Raw genomic sequence first — 18,025 nt, forward strand, 5'->3', positions numbered from 1 at the left:
GCCTTCCAGCGAACTGCCGCCGTCAGCGCCGTTCAAAAGCTGACCACTTAGTTGATGGCGGCGATGGTGAGGGTGGCTTCGTAGCGCACGGCGAGTTTGTCGTATCTGGTGGCCATGGCGCGGTGTTGTTTGAGTTGGTTGATGCCGCACTCGACGGCGTGGCGCAGGCGGTAGACGTCGGGGTCGAAGGCGGGCGGGCGTCCGCCTTGGGAGCCCTTGGCTTTGCGGTGCGCGTCCTGGTCGGCCTTGCTCAAGATGCACGCGCGGATGCCCCGGGATCGCAGGTGGGCACGGTTGGCCTTCGACGTGTACGCCTTGTCGGCCAACACCGTGTCGGGGCGGGTCCGTGGCCGGCCACCACCGGCTCGAGGAACGCGGATCTTGGCCAAGACGGGGATGAACTGGGGGCTGTCGCCGCGCTGCCCAGCGGTCACCACCAGAGCCATCAGCTTGCGGCCCTGCTCGCAGGCCAGATGGGTCTTGGTGGTCCAGCCGCCCCTCGATCGGCCAAGCCCGTGATCCGCCGGCTCGGCCTGCACACCACCAGCAGGCTCCTTCTGCGCCTGGCCGTCGCGGCGGGCTCCCGCCGCGTGCTGGTGGGCGCGGCTGATGGTCGAGTCCACGCTCACCGTCCAGTCGACCAACCCGGCGGCGTCCGCGCGGGCCTGCAACGAGGTGAGGATCCGCGCCCAGACACCGTCACGCTGCCACCGCCGAAACCATCGATACAAGGTCTGCCACGGCGGGTACTCCGCGGGCACGTCACGCCACGGCGATCCGGTTCGGACCCGCCACCGGATCCCGTCGATGATCAGTCTCATGGTCCATCTGCGCGGCCGAGCATGACCCGTTCCCGCAGGCAGCAACGGCTCCAACGCCGCCCACTGCACGTCGGTCAGGTCATGTCGCCTCACTGCCGTTACGCTCGGCACGAGGTCTCCGGTGTGAAGTTCTAGCTTGGTCGCTGAACCAACTACCGGAGACCTCTTCAATTAGCGACCACCGCCACGCCAACATCGACGCCCTACGAAACACGGCCTAGACGAGGCGCCTGGCCGGCTGCGGCTGTCGAGGGACGCGTCAGTGTTGGGTGGCCGGCGAGCGGGGCGGGGCGGTTAACGGTTCGGACCACCGGGCCCACCGGGACCGCCCGGGTTGTTACCTCCGGGGTTGCCGTCGTTACGGGGGCAGAACGGGTTGGTCAGTGGGTCACAGGGCTGGCCCCCCGGCTGCCCCGGCTGACCCCCCGGCGGCGGCGGTGGTGCCGCGGGCTCCTTGCCGTTGCCCTTGGTGACGTCGCCCTCGCCGGTGACGCTGGGCAGGGGGATCTCCTCCTGGCCCTTGAGCGCGGCGTTCATGAACTTCTCCCAGATAGGACCGGGCAGCGTCGAACCGCCGACGGGCTTGCCACTTGCGAGGCGGATCTGCGGCTTCTTGATATCCCGACTGCCCACCCAGACGGCCGTGGCGTTCTGCGGGGTGTACCCGACCGTCCACGCGTGCGCGTTGTCCTTGTCGTTCCACTCCCAGGTGCCCGTCTTCGCGGCGGCCTGACGGCCGTCTTCGAGCGAGAGATGGTTGGGGGCGGGAATCTGTTTGAGGACGCCGGTCACCTCATCGGTGATCTTCTTGTCGATCCGCTGCTCAGGCTTGATCCGCTCGCTGCCGACGACCTTCCACTTACCGGTGTCCTTGTCCTGCTGCTCCACCTTGATGACGAAGTGCGCCTTGATGTACTTGCCGTCGTTGGCGAAGGTGGCCATCGCGTTCGCGTGGTCGAACACGGTGAGCGGGTACTTGCCGAAACCGGTGTAGTTGTCGAAGGGGTTCTTCCCCTTCTTCGACAGGTCGTAGGCCTGCGGTGGGTCGACGCCCCACATGGTGGTCACGCCGGCCTTCCGGGCCATGTCGACGACCTTGTCGGCGCCGATGGTGTCGGCGACCCAGTAGAAGGGCACGTTGTACGACTGGATCGTGGACTCTTCGAGGGTGCAGTACTTGCCGCACTTGAGGTTGGTCCGGCCGGCGTTACCGATCGGGTCCTTGGAACCCTCGGGCTTGTACGGCGTCGGGTCCCAGTGCGACTTGACGGAGATGCCGGCCTCGATCGCGGCGGCCAGGGTGTAGACCTTCATCGAGGAGCCCGGCGGGTGACCACCGGTCAGGTCGCCGTTCTTGTCGATGTTCTTGCCGGCGTAGTCGAAGTCGGCACCGCTGTCACCGCCGTAGTAGGCGAGCACGCGGCCCTTCTTCGGGTCGATCGAAACCACCGCCGCCATCAGGTTCTTGGGCTGGTCGTTGAGCTCCGAGCCCTTCTTCGACTGCATCGCCGTGTTCTCGGCGGCCGCCTGGAGCTTCGGGTCGATGGTCGTCGTGATCCGGTAGCCACCGTCCCGCAGCGCGTCGACGCAGCTCGTCTTGCCCTCCGCGCCGGTGTCGGAGCAGAGGCCCATCGCGTCCATCTCCTGACGGACGTAGTTGATGACGTTGCCCCGGGGGGTGTCGACGCCGAAGCCGTTGCCGCCCTTCTTCGGTGGCAGCACCTTCGGGTATTCGATCGGGGCGGCCGGGTCCAGCCACTTCTCCTTCTTCATCCCGTCGATCACGTAGTCCCACCGGGTCTTGGCGTCGGTCGGGTTGACCGCCGGGTCGTAACCCTTGTGGGTGTCGGTCGCCTGCGGCTGCTTGATCAGCGCGGCCAGGACCGCGCCCTCGGCGGGGGTCAGCTTGATCGCCGACTTGCCGAAGTACGTCTGTGCCGCCGCCTCGATGCCGTACGCACCGCGTCCGAAGTAGATGACGTTGAGGTAGTGCTGCATGATCTCCGGCTTGCTGTACGCGTCGTTCAGCTTGGAGGCGAGGATGGCCTCCTTCACCTTGCGGCCGTACGTGTCGTCCTGGAGATTCTCGAACGCGTTGCGGGCGTACTGCTGGGTGATCGTCGAGGCGCCCTGCTTGTCACCGTTGGAGACGTTGTTCCACGCGGCCCGGACGATGCCCTTGTAGTCGACGCCCGAGTGCCGGTAGAAGTTCCGGTCCTCGGCTGCCGCCACCGCGTGCTGCACGTGCTCGGGGATCTGGTTGATGGTGACGAAGGTGCGGTTCTCGCTGCCCAGCTTGGCGAGCGTGGTCTTGCCGTCCTTGGCGTACACGGTCGTGGACAGCGGCAGCGGCAGTTCCTCGGGCATGACGACGTTCGTCGAGTAGTAGGTGAACCCGACCACACCGACGCCGGCGAGCATGATGAAGACGGCGAACCCGGCGATCAGCAGGTTCATCCGCTTGCGCTTCTTGGCCCGCGCCGCCGCGGCCGGGTCACCCGCGCCGCGACCACCTTGGCCACCGCGTCCGGGTCCGTTCGGCCCACCCGGACCGTTCGGACCGCCGGGCCCACCGGGCCCGCCGGAGACCGGCGAGACACTCGCCCGGGCGACCGCGGCACGGCCGCCCACCGACGCGGAGCCGACGCTGGCCCGGCCCGCCGAGGCGGCGCCGACGGCGGCAGTGCCGACCCGGGCCCGACCGGCGGGCGCTCCCGGCGCCGGGGACACCGGAACGGACGCCCGCCCGGCGCCGGCGCGACCGGTGGCCGCACCCGGCGCCGGTGACACGGGCACCGAGGCCCGACCGCTGCGGCCGGGAGTGGCCGAGCCCACCGCCGCGGATCCGGCGGCGGCACCGCCGGGCCGAGGCACGGAGGCCGAGCCGCCGACCGACGCACGACCGCCGGCGGCTCTCGGTGTCACCGAGGCTCGGCCGGGGGGCGCTGCGGGCTCCGCGGAAGACCAGCCGCCCGCGCGGGAGTCACCGCCGGGTCTGCGGTACGCGTCGTCCGCGCCCGGTCCGGGGTCACCGTCCGGGCCCGGGTACTGGGCCCGACCGCGCGCGGAGCTGGGATCGCCGTACGAGTTCATTCTTCACACCCTGCCGGTCGCGGTGGGGCGCGACAGCGCCGCCACCGGGTTGCCGTGAGTTGCTTCACCCGGAGCACCGGCACGGGGGTGCCGGTTCGCCAGGGTCATTGCCGAATCAATCGGGCCAATCGGACCAACGAGTGGTCGGCCGTCCCGGTTCATGTTCACAGCACCGGAGCCGGTCGAACCCACTGAGATCACCGTTGCGCCTCTCGCCTCCGCCGACCCACACCCTCGGCGGCTGCGGCGTCCTGCTCGTCAGCGCCAACACCGTCGCCGTCGCCGGTGAGACCCTCCCGACCGAGCAGGTACTGCTCGACGAGATGGTTCCAGTCACAGCCGAGGCACACCTCCACCACGAAGACCTGGAACTCACGTAGCGTCATCGCCAGCACGGGCAGCTCGGCGAGTGTCCGAGCCTGTCCGGCGGACTGCTTGAGTTCGTCCCCGTAAATGTAGTGGACCAACGTCAGATTCTCGCTGCGACAGATGGGACAGCGCAGCTCGGTGGGCTCGCCGTGGAACCGTGCAGCGTTCTTCAGGTACGGCGACGCGTCACACACGTCGTACGTGCCGATGCGGCCGGCCATCAGCTCACGCAGCACTGCTCGCTTCTGAAGCGAGTAGTCGACGATCTGGCGCTGCGTACGCATGCGGAGAAGGGTACGCGGTCCGGCCCGGCGAGGCGACCACGGTCACGATGCGTGATGACAGCATCCCGGAACGGGGGTTTGTGCTGGCCGGCGGCAACGGCTAACGTGCGATGTATCGGTCCGATACATCGTGGCGGTTATCGCTCCGCGCCGGAGGGTAAAGAGAGGGTGGCCAGTGCTCGAATTCGCCATCCTCGGCCTCCTGCAGGAGTCTCCGATGCACGGCTATGAGCTGCGCAAGGAGCTGACCGCCAAACTCGGTGCGATCCGGGCGGCGATCAGCTACGGCTCGCTCTACCCGACCCTGCGCAGGTTGCAGGCGGCGGGATGGATCACCGAAGCCGCCGAGACACCCGCCACCGCCGAGGAGGTTCCCGCGCTGACCAGCCGACGAGGTCGGGTGGTCTACAAAATCACCGCGGAGGGCAAGGAACGCTTCGCCCAGCTCATCGCACAGGCCGGCCCCGAGACGTACGACGACACGGGTTTCGGCGTGCACTTCGCGTTCTTCGCCCGGACCGACCAGGCGACCCGCCTGCGCATTCTGGAGGGTCGCCGCCGCAAGATCGAGGAACGTCGTGAAGGCCTTCGCGACGTGCTGGGCCGGGCGGCCGAGCGCCTCGACGCTTACACCTTGGAACTGCAGCGCCACGGCCTGGACGCCTGTGAGCGTGAGGTCCGCTGGCTGGAGGAGCTCATCGCCAACGAGCGCTCCGGCCGAGCCCCGACGGTCCCCCATCCGGGGACAGCCGGTGGCCGACGAGAAGACAACAGCCCGCCTCCACCTGGAGAGACCAGGAAAGAGCGGCCGTGACAGAAAAGAAGGAGGCAGACGCTATGGGCTCCGTCCGCGTCGCCATCGTCGGTGTGGGTAACTGCGCCTCGTCCCTGGTTCAGGGCGTCGAGTACTACCGCAACGCCGACCCGAACGACCGCGTCCCGGGTCTCATGCACGTCACCTTCGGCGACTACCACGTCTCTGACGTTCAGTTCGTCGCGGCGTTCGACGTCGACGCCAAGAAGGTGGGCATGGACCTCGCGGAGGCGATCGTCGCCAGCGAGAACAACACCATCAAGCTCTGCGACGTGCCGCCGACCGGCGTCACCGTGCAGCGCGGCCCGACCTTCGACGGTCTGGGCCAGTACTACCGCGAGATCGTCGAGGAGTCCGACGCCACCCCGGTCGACGTGGCCCAGGCGCTGCGCGACGCGCAGGTCGACGTCGTCGTCTCGTACCTGCCGGTCGGCTCCGAGCAGGCCGACAAGTTCTACGCCCAGGCCGCGATCGACGCCGGTTGCGCGTTCGTCAACGCCCTGCCGGTCTTCATCGCCTCCGACCCCGAGTGGGCGCAGAAGTTCACCGACGCGGGTCTGCCGATCGTCGGCGACGACATCAAGAGCCAGGTCGGTGCCACCATCGTGCACCGCGCGCTCGCGAAGCTCTTCGAGGACCGCGGTGTCGAGCTGCTGCGCACGTACCAGCTCAACTTCGGCGGCAACATGGACTTCATGAACATGCTGGAGCGCAACCGTCTGGTCTCGAAGAAGATCTCGAAGACCCAGTCGGTCACCTCGCAGATCCCGCACGAGATGAGCAAGAGCGACGTGCACATCGGCCCGTCGGACCACGTGCCGTGGCTGGACGACCGCAAGTGGGCGTACATCCGCCTGGAGGGTCGCTCCTTCGGCGACACCCCGCTCAACGCCGAGCTCAAGCTCGAGGTGTGGGACTCGCCGAACTCCGCCGGCGTCATCATCGACGCCGTCCGGGCCGCGAAGATCGCGCTGGACCGCAAGATCGGCGGCCCGATCCTGTCGGCCTCGTCGTACTTCATGAAGTCCCCGCCGGTGCAGTACGCCGACCACGACGCCCACCAGGCCGTGGAGGAGTTCATCGCCGGCGAGGTCGAGCGCTGACGCGCTGATCACCAGCACCGTCGAAGGGCCGGGTCCGTGTGGACCCGGCCCTTCGGGCTTCATTCCCGGGTACGCGTCCCGTGATCCTCACCACCGCCCACGGGACCTCCGCAGGAGGGTTCAGGACCAGGCGTGTCGCAGCGCGACCCCAGCCTCCAGTTCCAGCAGCGTGACCTTGCGAGGCAGGCCGCCACCGAAGCCGACCAGCTTGCCGCCCGCGCCGACGATCCGGTGACACGGCACGAGCACGGGAATGGGGTTGCGGTTGCAGGCCACCCCCACCGCCCGGGCCCCGCCAGGATCGCCGACCAGCCGAGCCACCTCGCCGTACGTCAGCGTCCGGCCGTACGGGATGCGGGTCATCTCCCGCCACACCGCCCGCTCGAACTCGGAGCCGCGCGGGGCCGACACGGGAACCGTGAACGCGGTCAGCTCGCCGGCGAAGTACGCCCGCAGCTCGGCCACGACCTGCCGGGACAGCGGATCGGCCGGCTCGTCGGTGGCCCCGTCCACCCGGCCGAAGTGGGCTCCGCAGACGCTCGTGCCGTCGGTGGCCACGGAGAACTCGCCGATCGGTGAGTCAAGCACAGTCCAGCGCACGAACCCATTGTCCCCGACACGAAGCCGCCGCCCCACCCTCGCCGATCTGTGAGTGGGGTTGTCAAGTGGCGGTGCGGTGGTGGGTGGTGATGATGCGGTAGAGCTGTCGGGCGATGTAGCGCTTGAGGCAGCGGTTGATTTCTTTGGTGGTGCGGCCTTGGGCGCGGCGGCGGTTGATGTAGTCGCGGGTTTCGGGGTGGATGCGGCGGCGGGTCAGGGCGATGGTGTGCAGGGCGCTGTTGAGGGTTCTGTCGCCGCCGCGGTTGAGGCGGTGTCGGTCGGTGCGGCCGCTGGCCACGGGTATGGGGGCGGCGCCGGCGAGGGTGGCGTAGGCGGCTTCTGATCGGACGCGGCCGGGGTGTGACCAGGTGGTGAGGGCGATGGCGGCGGTGACGGGTCCGATTCCGGGTTGGTCGAGCAGGGGTGGGCAGAGTTCGGTGACGAGGGTGCGTAGGCGTCGGTGGTTGTCGGTCAGTGCGGCGTCGAGGGTGTGGATGTGACGGGCGAGGGTGGCCAGTTCGCGGCGGCGGGTGTGTTCCTCGGTGGGCGGGTGGGTGTTGTCGGGCAGGTCGAGGGCGGCCAGACGGGCGATCTGGTGGGTGGTGCTGAGCCCTTGTATGGCGTGGCGTAGGGCGTCGTCGGCGGTCAGGATCAGCGCTTTGACCAGGTTGACCGTGGCGGTGCGCGTGTCGCTGTGGTGGCGGCGGCAGACCAGCAGCAGACGCAGCGCCTCGCGTGGTCCGTCGCTGCGGGGTGCCGTGATGCGGTCGGTGGACAGTGCCAGCACGGCGTGGGCGGCGGCGACCGCGTCCAGTTGGTCGGACTTGCCGCCCCGGCGGCGGGTCGCCGCGACGGGTTTGGGTGCCTCGCAGACCGGTTCACCGGCAGCGCTCAACAGTCGGCACAGCCCCTGACCGTGCGCCCGGGTGCCCTCCACCGCCCATAACCGGCGCCCGTGCGATGGGGTGTGCGTGGCGGCGAAGGCCAGCAGCTGGCTCAACCCGTCCGGGTCGGTGGACACGGTGACCTGCGCCAGCACCGCTCCGAACCGGTCGAGCACCGCCGCGGTGTGCGTGTCGGTGTGGGTATCCACCCCCACCACCACGTCATAGCGATCCGTGACCCGCTCTACGATCTGTGCCATCTCAGTTGTTGCTCCCTTTGCCAGACACGACTGGGACAGTCGGCGTCGGCTCGGGATGCAGTCACCTCGGCGGCAAATCTGTGATGGGCCACGTGTGCTCGCACGGGCAGGCTTCTGATCAGGCCAGCAAGGTGGGCCGGGCCGGCGCCGACGACCACCTGGGGACAGGTCTTGCACAAGGCACGCCCGCACTCCGAGCGGCCGGATCGGCAATGAGTCACCCAAGCGATCATCGACGCCGAACCTAACGGCAACCAGCCGAACCGATCACCACCGACATAGAAGCGTCTTGCACTTTCTGTCGTCACCAAAGGTACGAACCACCACGTAACAGCAACACAAAGTGCAAGATCGGCGGGGCGGGGGCGGGCTCGGCTCGTCAGTTTGGATGTTGCGCGGCGTCGATACCGTGCAGGTCGTGGCCACGGGGACGCTCATCTTTCTGATCATCGGCGGGGCCGGTGTCACGGTGCTGGCACTCGCCCTGCTCGGCAGCGAACTGCTCCACTTCGGGCACCCCGACGTGGACGGGCCGATCTCCACCGAGGCGGTCGCCGGCTTCGCCGGAGCGTTCGGCTTCGGCGGGGCCATCGTCAACGAGCTGCTCGGCGCGCGTACCCCCGGAATGATCGCCGGCGCGGCGGCCGGCGGCCTGCTCGCGGCCGTGCCCACGGCGTGGCTGGCGTCCCGCTTCAGCCGGGCGGCGCGCAACATGCGCACCGACCCCACCCCCACCCGCGACGACCTGGTCGGCGCGCTCGGCCTGGTCGTCACGCCGGTGCCCCTCGACGGGTACGGCGAGGTGCGGGTACGCGTCGCCGGCCAGCCGGTCAAGCTCAACGCCCGCGCCGACCGGCCGATCCCGATCGGCGCGCAGGTCTTCGTCGTGCAGGCGCTGAGTGAGACCAGCGTGCACGTCGAGACCTACTGATTCCTTCTCGTAGACAGGACCCCCTCCATGCCCCTGTTGATAGCTGTCGTGGGCGCGGTCGTCCTCGCGCTCGTCCTGGTGTTGTTCGTGCTGTCCCGGATCAAGGTGGCCGGGCCGAACGAGGCGTTCATCGTCACGGGTCGCAAGGGCCGCACCACGCACACCGCCGACGGCGGCCGGTCGACCGACACCTCCGGGCAGAAGGTGGTGCTCGGCGCCTCGGTCTTCGTGCTCCCGGTGGTGCAGAAGCTCCAGTCGCTCGACCTGTCCAGCCGGCGGATCGACGTGGGCATCCGGGGCGCGGTCAGCAAGCAGGGCATCCGTGCCGACCTGCACGGTGTGGCGATCGTCAAGGTCGGCGGCACCGAGGACGCGATCCGGGCGGCGGCCCAGCGGTTCCTGCACCAGCAGGACGAGATCGACAACTTCACCCGGGAGGTGCTGGCGGGCGCGCTGCGGTCGATCGTCGGTCGGCTCACCGTCGAGGAGGTCATCCGGGACCGGGCGGCGTTCGCCAGCGCCGTGGCCGAGGAGGCCGAGCACTCGATGACCAACCAGGGTCTGGTGCTCGACACGTTCCAGCTCCAGGACATCCTCGCCGAGGGCTCCTACCTGCAGGACCTGGGCCGGCCCGAGGCAGCCCGGGTACTCAAGGACGCGGCCATCGCCGAGGCGCGGGCCCGGCAGCAGGCCGAGCAGGAGCGGCTGCTCGCCGAGGAGGCCATCGCCGAGGCGAACCGCAACCTGGCCCTCAAGCAGGCCGGCATCCAGGCGGAGATCGACGCGGCGAAGGCCAAGTCGGCCGCGGCCGGGCCGCTCGCCCAGGCGGAACGGGACCAGGCGATCCTCTCCGAGCAGCAGAAGGTGGCCGAGCGCAACGCCGAGCTGAAGCAGCGCCAACTGGACACCGAGGTGCGCAAGCCGGCCGACGCCGCCCGGTACAAGGTGGAGCAGGAGGCCGAGGCGGCCCGCAACGCGGCGGTGCTCAGCGCGGACGCACAGCGCCAGGCGGTCATCGCCGCCGCCCAGGCGTCCGCCGAGCAGGCGCGGCTCACCGGTGAGGGCGAGCGGGCCCGCCGTGCGGCACTGGCCGAGGCGAACGCGATCGAGGGCGCCAAGGAGGGTGAGGCCGAGCAGCGGCGGCGCTCCGCCATCGCCGAGGCGGTCGAGCGCGAGGGGCAGGCCGAGGCGGCGGCCATCCTGGCCAAGGGTGAGGCCGAGGCCGACGCGATGGCCCGCAAGGCCGAGGCGTTCGCCGCGTACGGCGAGGCCGCGGTGCTGGACCTGCTGGTCAAGGTCCTGCCGCAGGTCGTCGAGGCAGCCAGCGCTCCGATCGGGGCGATCGACAAGATGACGGTCATCTCCACCGAAGGCGCGTCGTCGCTGACCAAGTCGGTGGCCGGCAACGTGGCGCAGGGCTTGCAACTCGGCAGCGACCTCACCGGCATCGACCTGGCCGGCCTGCTGGCCCGCCTCGGCTCAGCCTCGACGCCCGGCAACGGCAGCTCGACCGGCAAGGGCGCGGCAGTAGACGGAACAGCCGTAGAAACCCGCTAGCCCCCGCTGCCCCCGCCCCGCCCTGTCGCGCCCCCCGCGCCGTCGATCTTGCACTTTCTGTCGCGACGAAAGAGGACAGTCCCCTCATATCGACCACAGAAAGTGCAAGATCGGCGGGGCTTGGGGCGGGGAGCGCGGGGGTTGGGGCGCGGGGGCGGGGCGGGTTAGGGGATCAGGCCTTCGGCGCGGGCCCAGCGCAGCAACTCCGCCTCGGCGGCGTCGCGGTCCAGGGGGCCGTGCTCGAGGCGCTGTTCCTTGAGGTGCTTCCAGGCCCGCCCGACGATCGGCCCCGGAGGTACGCCGAGCAACTCCATGATCGCGTTGCCGTCCAGGTCGGGGCGGACCCGGGCCAGATCCTCCTCGGCGGCGATCCGGGCGATCCGCTCCTCCAGCGCGTCGTAGTCGGCGGCGAGCTGGGCAGCCTTTCGACGGTTGCGGGTCGTGCAGTCCGAACGGGTCAGCTTGTGCAGCCGGGGCAGCAGGTCACCGGCGTCGGCGACGTAACGGCGTACCGCCGAGTCGGTCCACTCGCCCCGGCCGTACCCGTAGAAGCGCAGGTGCAGCGCGACCAGCGCGGTCACCTTCGCGGTGATCTCCTTCGGGTACCGCATCGCCTTCATCCGGGCCTTGGTCAGCCGCGCGCCGACCACCTCGTGGTGGTGGAAGCTGACCCGGCCGTCGGACCCGACGGCCTTCGTCGCCGGCTTGCCCACGTCGTGCATCAGGGCGGCCATCCGCAGGACGAAGTCGCAGCCCTCCTCCTCGTAGGACACCGCGTTCCCGACCACCGTCAGCGTGTGCTCGTAGACGTCCTTGTGCTGGGCGTGCTCGTCGATCTCCAACTTCAGCCCGGTCAGTTCCGGCAGGAACCGCTCGGCCAGGCCGGTGTCGACCAGCAACCGCAGCCCGGTGATCGGGTCGGCGCCGCAGAGCAGCTTGGTGAACTCGTCACGGATCCGCTCGGCGGTGATCCGGTCCAGGTCGGCGGCCATCCCGGCCATCGCGACGTGCACGTCCGGGTGAACGGCGAAGCGCAGTTGGGCGGCGAACCGGGCGGCCCGCAGCATGCGCAGCGGGTCGTCGCCGAACGACTCCCGAGGGGTGCTGGGCGTACGGATGACCTTGGCCGCGAGGTCGTCCAGCCCGCCGTGCGGATCGGTGAAACGATGGTCCGGCAGGCTGACCGCCATCGCGTTGATGGTGAAGTCGCGCCGCTTCAGGTCCTCGTCGAGGCTGGTGCCGTACACCACCACCGGGTTACGGCTGACCTGGTCGTACGACTCGGCGCGGAAGGTGGTGATCTCCAGCCGGAGGCCGTCGCGCTGGGCGCCGATGGTCCCGAACTCACGGCCGGTCTCCCAGATCGACTCGGCCCAGCCCTTGATGATCCGCACCGTCTCGTCGGGATGGGCGTCGGTGCAGAAGTCGAGGTCGTCGCCGAGTCGGCCGAGCAGCGCGTCGCGTACCGAACCACCCACCAGGTGCAGCTCGTGACCGGCACGGACGAAACGGCGGCCCAGCTCGTCGGCGACCGGGGAGACCCGGAGCAGTTCGGCGACGGCGTTGCGCTGCGCGGCGGTGAGGTCGCGGCGGTCGGCGGCGTGGGGTGCGGAGGCTTCGGACATGGGATCGCCAGCCTATCGGTCCCGACCGGCATCGCGTCCGCCGGGCGCGGGTAACGGGTACGGGTTGACTAAGGTCTGTGACGTGCGGGTCGGTGCCCGGCTCGACGTACCCCTGGGAGGCTGGAGATGAGCGGCGGGCTCTACCGCAGCGCGAACGCCGCGCGGGACGGCGGTGCGGGAGCCAACATCCGCCCCTCCGACGGTGCCACCTTCATCTCCGCCGAGCCGCTGAACCAGCCGGCCATGGAGTCGACCGCCCCGCCGCAGGAACAGGTGGGCGAGGCGAGCGCGGCGACCAACAGCGCGGTGATGGCGATCGGCAGCCTGGTCAGCCGGGGTACGGGCTTCCTGCGCAACCTCGTCATCGCGGCGGCGCTCGGTGGCGCGCTGGTCGGTGACGCGTACACGACCGCGCAGATCCTGCCCGGCATGGTCTACGAGTTCCTGCTCGGCGGTGTGCTCACCAGCGTGCTGATCCCGGTGCTGGTACGCCGTCGCAAGGTCGACGTCGACGGCGGCCAGGCGTACGCCCAGCGACTGCTCACCCTGGCGGTGCTCGCCCTCGGCGTCGCGGCGCTGCTGGCGGTCGCCTTCGCCTCGACGCTCACCTGGCTCTACGGCAGCGGCCCGTCGAATGGCGACTACTCGCAGCTGGTCACCGGGCTGGCCCGCCTCATGCTGCCGATGATCTTCTTCTCCGGGCTGAGCGCGTTGATCAGCGCGGTGCTCAACACGCGGGGGCACTTCGCCGCCCCGATGTGGGCGCCGATCCTGAACAACCTCGTGGTGATCGCCACGGCCGGTCTCTACATTGCGATCTTCGGGGCGGAGATCGTCCAACCCGAGGAGATGACCACCGGGCGGATCCTGCTGATCGGTGGTGGCACCCTGCTCGGTGTCGCCGTCCAGGCGGCGGGCCTGCTGCCGGCGTTGCGCAAGGTCGGCTTCCGCTGGAAGCCGCGTTTCGACTTCCGCGCGCTCGGTCTGCGCGAGCTGGGCCGGCTCGGGGCGTGGATGATCTGCTACGTCGCGGTGAGCCAGGTCGGCCTCATCGTGCTGTTCAACCTGCTGAACCGGGCCGGCAAGGAGAACGCAGCCGGTCCGCTGATCTACAACAACGTCTTTCTGCTGCTGATGACCGCGCATGGCATCATCGCCGTCTCGATCATCACCGCGCTGATGCCCCGGATGAGCGCCGCCGCCGCCGACGGGCGGTACGCCGACGTCGCCGCCGACCTGTCGCGGGGTACCCGCACGGTCACGGCGGTGCTCGCGCCGATCGCGGTCTGCTACGCCGTCCTCGCCACGCCCATCGCGTTCACGCTGTTCCGGTTCGGCGCGTTCAACGAGGACAACGCCACCGCCACCTCCGTCGTCCTGCTCGCCGCCGCGCTGGCGCTGGTTCCGTTCGCGGTGAGCCAGCTCTTCACCTTCGCCTTCTACGCCCTGCCCGACACCCGCACCCCAGCATTGATCAACATTCCGGTGGTGGCTCTCCGGATCGGCGTACAGGTCGTGCTCTTCGTGGCCTTCTCGGCGAGCTTCGCCGGGGCCGGCATGATGATCGGCAACGCGGTCTCCTACCTGGCTGCCGCGATCGGCTCCGCGTGGCTGCTCCGGCCGCGCGTCGGCCGGATCGGCCTCGGCGAGATCATGCGGACCGGTGGGCGGGTCGCGGCGGCGGCGCTCGGCTCGGCGCTCGTCGGTCTGCTGGTGATCAAGCTGTTGCCCGGCGACGACACGCCGAGCCGCCTGGAGGCGATCGTCCAGCTCGTGATCGGTGGCGCCGTGATCGGCGGGAGCTACCTCGGGCTCGCCATGGCGCTGCGGATCGGGGAGATCACCGAGGTGGTCGGGATGGTCCGTCGCCGGCTCGGCCGCTGAACCGCCGCACCCACAGTCGGGGCCCACACGGAACGTGACCATGGATCACCAGCCTGGGGATGCACCTGTGGATAACTCCGCGATTCACCGGTCAGCCACCGGATCGGCCTGTGGATAACCAACCGTACGGCTGAGCCTGAGCGTCCGATCGGCGGGGAACTGGCTGGTGGACAAGGGCAGCACGCCCGGACCGGCCCCGACGTCGGTCACTTGCGGTGAAGCCGTAGATTGGCTAGTACATGTGCCAGCAACGTGGCTGACAACGGTCGTAACCGGACGAGTTCCCCGATCCCCGGCACCCCGCCGGGTACGGCAAGAAGATGACATGTCGGGGAGACGGGCAACCCGGGTAAGGTCGCTCTCGACGGGTACGGCAGGCGCCGACGCTGCGCGTCGACACCGGTTGGCCGGTTCCTTCAACGGCAGAGCGGGAAGCCACATGCCCAGCAGTACGGGTCCATCGATCGACACGATCACCGAGGGAGGACGGGTGACCCAGGTCGGCGAGGGTCAGGAGGCGGACGAGAGCGCTCCTCCGGTCATGACCTTCGGTGCTCCCACGGCCGGTGAGATCCTCGCCGAGCGTTACGAGCTGGTCGAGCACATCAACAACGACAGCGCGGGTCGGCTGGTCTGGCGCGGGGTCGACGTCATCCTGCGCCGCCCGGTCGCGGTGGTACTGCGCTATCCGGGTGGCGACTCCGCCACCGAGATGCTTCAGGCGGCCGTCGCGGCCAGCCGGGTCATCCACCCCAACCTGGTCGGCGTGTACGACGCCATCGACGAGGCCGAGCGGGCGTACGTGGTCCGCGAGTGGGTCGACGGGCAGTCGCTGCGTGACCTGGCCGCCGATGGCCCGCTGGACCCGGCGCGCGCCACCGCGATCGGCAACGCCGTCGCCAGTGCGCTGGCCGCGGTGCACGCCACCGGCATGGTGCACGGCAACGTGCATCCCGGCACCGTGATGATCAGCGACGATGGCCGCGTGGTCCTGGCCGACGCCCGCACCGACGGCGACGACAGCCAGGAGAGCGACATCCGGGCGGTCGGCGGCGTCCTCTACTTCGCGCTGACCGGCCACTGGCCGCACACCGAGGCACCGCTGCGCGGGGCCACCGCCGGTCACGGGCGGGCCGCCATCGCGGACGCGGTCCGGGACGCCTCGGGTGCCCTCGCGGCGCCCCGCCAGGTCCGGGCCGGTGTGCCCGCCTACCTGGACGACCTGACCATGGACCTGCTCGACGCCGACATCGCGCCGCCGTCCTCGGACGTGCTGGCGGCCGAGCTGGCCCGGCTGGACGTGCCGGCCGAGGAGGAGCACTACCTCGACAACGGCGGGCCGCTGCGGTTCACCGCCGAGACCGGGGAAGAGCCGTCCCCGCTGGCCGCCGCCGGTGGCCGCAAGGTCGCCATCGGCATCGCCGGTCTGCTGGCGGTGGCCCTGGTCGGTCTGCTCATCGGCATCAGCGCGCTCGGCGGCGACGACGAGAAGCCGCAGAACACCGCCGGGGCGACGCCGAGCGCGAGCGCTCCGGCCGGTGAGGCCACCCCGGCCGCCGCCACGGTTCGCAACCTCAAGGTGCAGGACATCAAGGTCATCGACCCGGACAGCGTCCCGCGGGACGAGCTCGACGGCGCCAAGAAGATGATCGACGGTGACAACGACAAGGGCTGGGAGACCGACCGCTACCCGAACGCCACGTACGGGAATCTCAAGTCCGGCATGGGTGTCTGGTTCGACCTGGGCTCCCCCCACACGGTGAAGTCGGTGCAGGCGGTGCTCTCCGGTCGAGGCGCCACCGCGAAGCTGCTCGCCGGCACGACCACCTACCCGTCGACCTCGAACGGCGACAAGTCGATGGTGGCGAACTACAAGACCGAGATCGGTGTCCTGAAGGAGCACGACGGCACCACGATGACCTTCAACGGGTTCAACGCCGACGAGAAGTACCGCTACCTGCTGCTCTGGTTCACCGAGTTGCCGCCCAACGGCGACGACGGCGGCTTCAAGCTCGGCGTGCAGGAGATCACGGTCCAGGGTTCGTGAACCGCGCGGTACGACCCGGGCATCGCAGCCACCGGACGTGGTGATGGACGGGCGCGACGCGGCAACGGACCTGGAGCTGCTGCGCGCCCACGTCGCCGGCGACCGGGACGCCTTCGCGGCCCTGTTCCACCGGCACCGTGACCGGCTCTGGGCGGTGGCCCTGCGGACGCTCGGCGACCGCGAGGAGGCCGCCGACGCACTCCAGGACGCCCTGCTGTCGGCACACCGCGCGGCGGCCCGCTTCCGTGGTGACTCCGCCGTCACCACCTGGCTGCACCGGATCGTGGTGAACGCCTGCCTGGACCGCATCCGACGACGGCAGGCGCACCCCACCGTGCCGCTGCCGGACGGCAACCGGGCCGACGGGTCGGGCACCGGCGGTGTCGAACCGGCCGCACCCGCGCAGGACCACGACACGGCACTCGTCGTCCGCGCGGCGCTCGCCGCGCTCCCGGCCGAGCAGCGCGCCGCCCTCGTGCTGGTGGACGTGCAGGGCTACCCGGTGGCCGAGGTGGCCCGCATCCTCGGCGTCGCCGAGGGGACGGTGAAGAGCCGGTGTGCCCGGGGCCGGGCCCGGTTGGCGGTGCTGCTCGGGCATCTCCGCCCGACCTCGTCGGCGCACCCCGGACGGCTCGACCCGGACCCGGACGTGCCCGGCGTCACGACGGGGAACCCACGCCCGGCCGAGGGCGTCGGATCGGGGTCGGCTCGCATCCGGCAGGACGCCAATCAGGAGGACACGTGACGACCGAGGAGTTCAGGGAGGTCGACGCCGACCTGCTCGCTGACTACCTCGGCGGCGCGTTGGACGGCACCCCGCAGCAGGCCCGGGTCGCCCGGCTGGTGGCCGCGGACCCGGCCTGGGCGGAGGCGTACGCGCTGTTGGCGCCCGCGGTGACGCAGGTCAGTGCGGACCTGGCCCGGTGGGCCGAGCCCGCCCCGGAGCTGCCGTCCGCCGTCGCCGAACGAATCGCCGCCGCGCTGGCGGCAGCGGACAGCCCGCCGGCCGACGCCGGCCTGGCACCCGAGACGCCGGCCCCGGCCACGCCGGTGACCGTGCCGGCGCAGGGTGGACGTCGGCCGACCAGCTCGTCGCCCGCCGAGTCGGGGCGCGGTCCGACCGGCCCCGGCCGCCGACAGCGTCGCTGGGTCCGGGCCACCGCTCCGGTGGCCATCGCGGCGGCTGCCGTCGTCGCCGTCGGCCTGGGGCTCAACCAGCTGTCGACCAACACCGCGGACACCGGTGCCGCGGAACGTCCGGCCAACGCGCCCGGAGCCGCCGCTGCCGGTGGGGCGGTCCGCACGTCCGGTCCGACCCTGCACAGCGGCGTCGACTACACCCCGCAGAGCCTCGGCGGCACGCCGAGCCCAGCGTCGCCGATGCTGGGGGCGAGCAGCGGCGGCCCGGGTCACCAGCCCGGGGTGGACGCCGAAGGCGACCGTCGGCCCGCACACAACGGGTCGAACCAGCTCGCCCGGCTCGCCGATGAGACCGCGTTGAACATCTGTCTGGCGTCCGTGGCGACGGAACACGGTTCGGGTCCGCTGGTCGTCGACCTCGTCGACTACGCGCGGTTCCAGGGCGAGCAGGCGCTGGTCATCCGGTTCACCGACGCGACCGGGGCGCGCTGGACGTGGGTGAGCGGGGCCGAGTGCGGCGTACCCGGGTCCGGCTCGGACAGCCGCTATTCGGCGCGGGTAGGGTGAATCCGCAGCACGATGAGCGTCCACGTGACCTGACCCACCGGTTGCC

General features: G+C 70.4%; 14 protein-coding genes. 8 read left to right on the forward strand and 6 right to left on the reverse strand.

The features are described 5' to 3' along the window. Positions 1-47: 47 nt before the first annotated feature. The 3 genes from ACN263_RS29845 to ACN263_RS29855 all read right to left on the reverse strand — a co-directional run bounded on the left by ACN263_RS29845 (position 48) and on the right by ACN263_RS29855 (position 4,567). Positions 48-914, reverse strand: a complete 867-nt coding sequence (locus ACN263_RS29845) for an IS5 family transposase (protein ID WP_422737529.1) — start codon at positions 912-914, stop codon at positions 48-50. A gap of 201 nt (positions 915-1,115) precedes the next feature. Next, positions 1,116-3,914: a transglycosylase domain-containing protein gene (locus ACN263_RS29850; protein ID WP_422737530.1), complete on the reverse strand. Its 2,799-nt coding sequence runs from the start codon at positions 3,912-3,914 to the stop codon at positions 1,116-1,118. A 197-nt stretch (positions 3,915-4,111) separates the two neighbouring features. Then, positions 4,112-4,567 carry a DUF5318 domain-containing protein gene (locus ACN263_RS29855; RefSeq protein WP_422737531.1) on the reverse strand — a complete coding sequence of 152 codons (456 nt, stop codon included), beginning with the start codon at positions 4,565-4,567 and terminating at the stop codon, positions 4,112-4,114. A 175-nt stretch (positions 4,568-4,742) separates the two neighbouring features. Between ACN263_RS29855 and ACN263_RS29860 the strand changes: the two genes are divergently transcribed. Then, entirely contained in the window at positions 4,743-5,381 is a 639-nt protein-coding gene (locus tag ACN263_RS29860) for a PadR family transcriptional regulator (protein WP_422737532.1), read from the forward strand. Between the two features lie 23 nt (positions 5,382-5,404). Continuing rightward, complete coding sequence (locus ACN263_RS29865; protein WP_422737533.1) at positions 5,405-6,484, forward strand: inositol-3-phosphate synthase; 1,080 nt, start codon at positions 5,405-5,407, stop codon at positions 6,482-6,484. 120 nt (positions 6,485-6,604) lie between these two features. Here ACN263_RS29865 and ACN263_RS29870 read toward each other — a convergent pair whose 3' ends face one another. Together ACN263_RS29870 and ACN263_RS29875 are read right to left on the reverse strand one after the other, a co-directional pair. Then, positions 6,605-7,084: a methylated-DNA--[protein]-cysteine S-methyltransferase gene (locus tag ACN263_RS29870; RefSeq protein ID WP_422737534.1), complete on the reverse strand. Its 480-nt coding sequence runs from the start codon at positions 7,082-7,084 to the stop codon at positions 6,605-6,607. 61 nt (positions 7,085-7,145) lie between these two features. Continuing rightward, a complete protein-coding gene (locus ACN263_RS29875) occupies positions 7,146-8,228 on the reverse strand; it encodes an IS110 family transposase (protein WP_422736454.1) in 1,083 nt (360 codons plus the stop codon). A 388-nt stretch (positions 8,229-8,616) separates the two neighbouring features. Between ACN263_RS29875 and ACN263_RS29880 the strand changes: the two genes are divergently transcribed. Together ACN263_RS29880 and ACN263_RS29885 are read left to right on the forward strand one after the other, a co-directional pair. Further along, entirely contained in the window at positions 8,617-9,159 is a 543-nt protein-coding gene (locus ACN263_RS29880; RefSeq protein WP_422737535.1) for a hypothetical protein, read from the forward strand. A gap of 27 nt (positions 9,160-9,186) precedes the next feature. Further along, positions 9,187-10,716, forward strand: coding sequence for a flotillin family protein (locus ACN263_RS29885; protein ID WP_422737536.1), 1,530 nt, complete (start codon positions 9,187-9,189; stop codon positions 10,714-10,716). Between the two features lie 164 nt (positions 10,717-10,880). Here ACN263_RS29885 and ACN263_RS29890 read toward each other — a convergent pair whose 3' ends face one another. Then, a complete protein-coding gene (locus ACN263_RS29890; protein WP_422737537.1) occupies positions 10,881-12,341 on the reverse strand; it encodes a CCA tRNA nucleotidyltransferase in 1,461 nt (486 codons plus the stop codon). Positions 12,342-12,467: 126 nt separating this feature from the next. Between ACN263_RS29890 and murJ the strand changes: the two genes are divergently transcribed. From murJ to ACN263_RS29910, 4 genes are all read left to right on the forward strand, one after another. Continuing rightward, positions 12,468-14,225, forward strand: a complete 1,758-nt coding sequence (gene murJ, locus ACN263_RS29895; protein WP_422737538.1) for a murein biosynthesis integral membrane protein MurJ — start codon at positions 12,468-12,470, stop codon at positions 14,223-14,225. A gap of 439 nt (positions 14,226-14,664) precedes the next feature. Next, positions 14,665-16,272: a protein kinase family protein gene (locus tag ACN263_RS29900; protein ID WP_422737539.1), complete on the forward strand. Its 1,608-nt coding sequence runs from the start codon at positions 14,665-14,667 to the stop codon at positions 16,270-16,272. 43 nt (positions 16,273-16,315) lie between these two features. Further along, positions 16,316-17,017 carry an RNA polymerase sigma factor SigM gene (gene sigM, locus ACN263_RS29905; RefSeq protein ID WP_422737540.1) on the forward strand — a complete coding sequence of 234 codons (702 nt, stop codon included), beginning with the start codon at positions 16,316-16,318 and terminating at the stop codon, positions 17,015-17,017. Then, a complete protein-coding gene (locus ACN263_RS29910) occupies positions 17,014-17,979 on the forward strand; it encodes a hypothetical protein (protein ID WP_422737541.1) in 966 nt (321 codons plus the stop codon). Before sigM ends, ACN263_RS29910 begins: the two co-directional genes overlap by 4 nt. Positions 17,980-18,025: the final 46 nt, after the last annotated feature.

Origin of the sequence: Micromonospora sp. WMMD729 (genome assembly GCF_049315225.1) — a bacterium.
Classification (GTDB): Bacteria; Actinomycetota; Actinomycetes; order Mycobacteriales; family Micromonosporaceae; genus Micromonospora.

Coding starts and splice junctions, on each gene's coding strand:
- ACN263_RS29885 (WP_422737536.1), top strand. CDS start 9,187: ATGCCCCTGTTGATAGCTGTCGTGGGCGCGGTCGTCCTCGCGCTCGTC.
- ACN263_RS29855 (WP_422737531.1), bottom strand. CDS start 4,567: ATGCGTACGCAGCGCCAGATCGTCGACTACTCGCTTCAGAAGCGAGCA.
- sigM (WP_422737540.1), top strand. CDS start 16,316: ATGGACGGGCGCGACGCGGCAACGGACCTGGAGCTGCTGCGCGCCCAC.
- ACN263_RS29875 (WP_422736454.1), bottom strand. CDS start 8,228: ATGGCACAGATCGTAGAGCGGGTCACGGATCGCTATGACGTGGTGGTG.
- ACN263_RS29880 (WP_422737535.1), top strand. CDS start 8,617: ATGTTGCGCGGCGTCGATACCGTGCAGGTCGTGGCCACGGGGACGCTC.
- murJ (WP_422737538.1), top strand. CDS start 12,468: ATGAGCGGCGGGCTCTACCGCAGCGCGAACGCCGCGCGGGACGGCGGT.
- ACN263_RS29865 (WP_422737533.1), top strand. CDS start 5,405: ATGGGCTCCGTCCGCGTCGCCATCGTCGGTGTGGGTAACTGCGCCTCG.
- ACN263_RS29890 (WP_422737537.1), bottom strand. CDS start 12,341: ATGTCCGAAGCCTCCGCACCCCACGCCGCCGACCGCCGCGACCTCACC.
- ACN263_RS29900 (WP_422737539.1), top strand. CDS start 14,665: ATGCCCAGCAGTACGGGTCCATCGATCGACACGATCACCGAGGGAGGA.
- ACN263_RS29850 (WP_422737530.1), bottom strand. CDS start 3,914: ATGAACTCGTACGGCGATCCCAGCTCCGCGCGCGGTCGGGCCCAGTAC.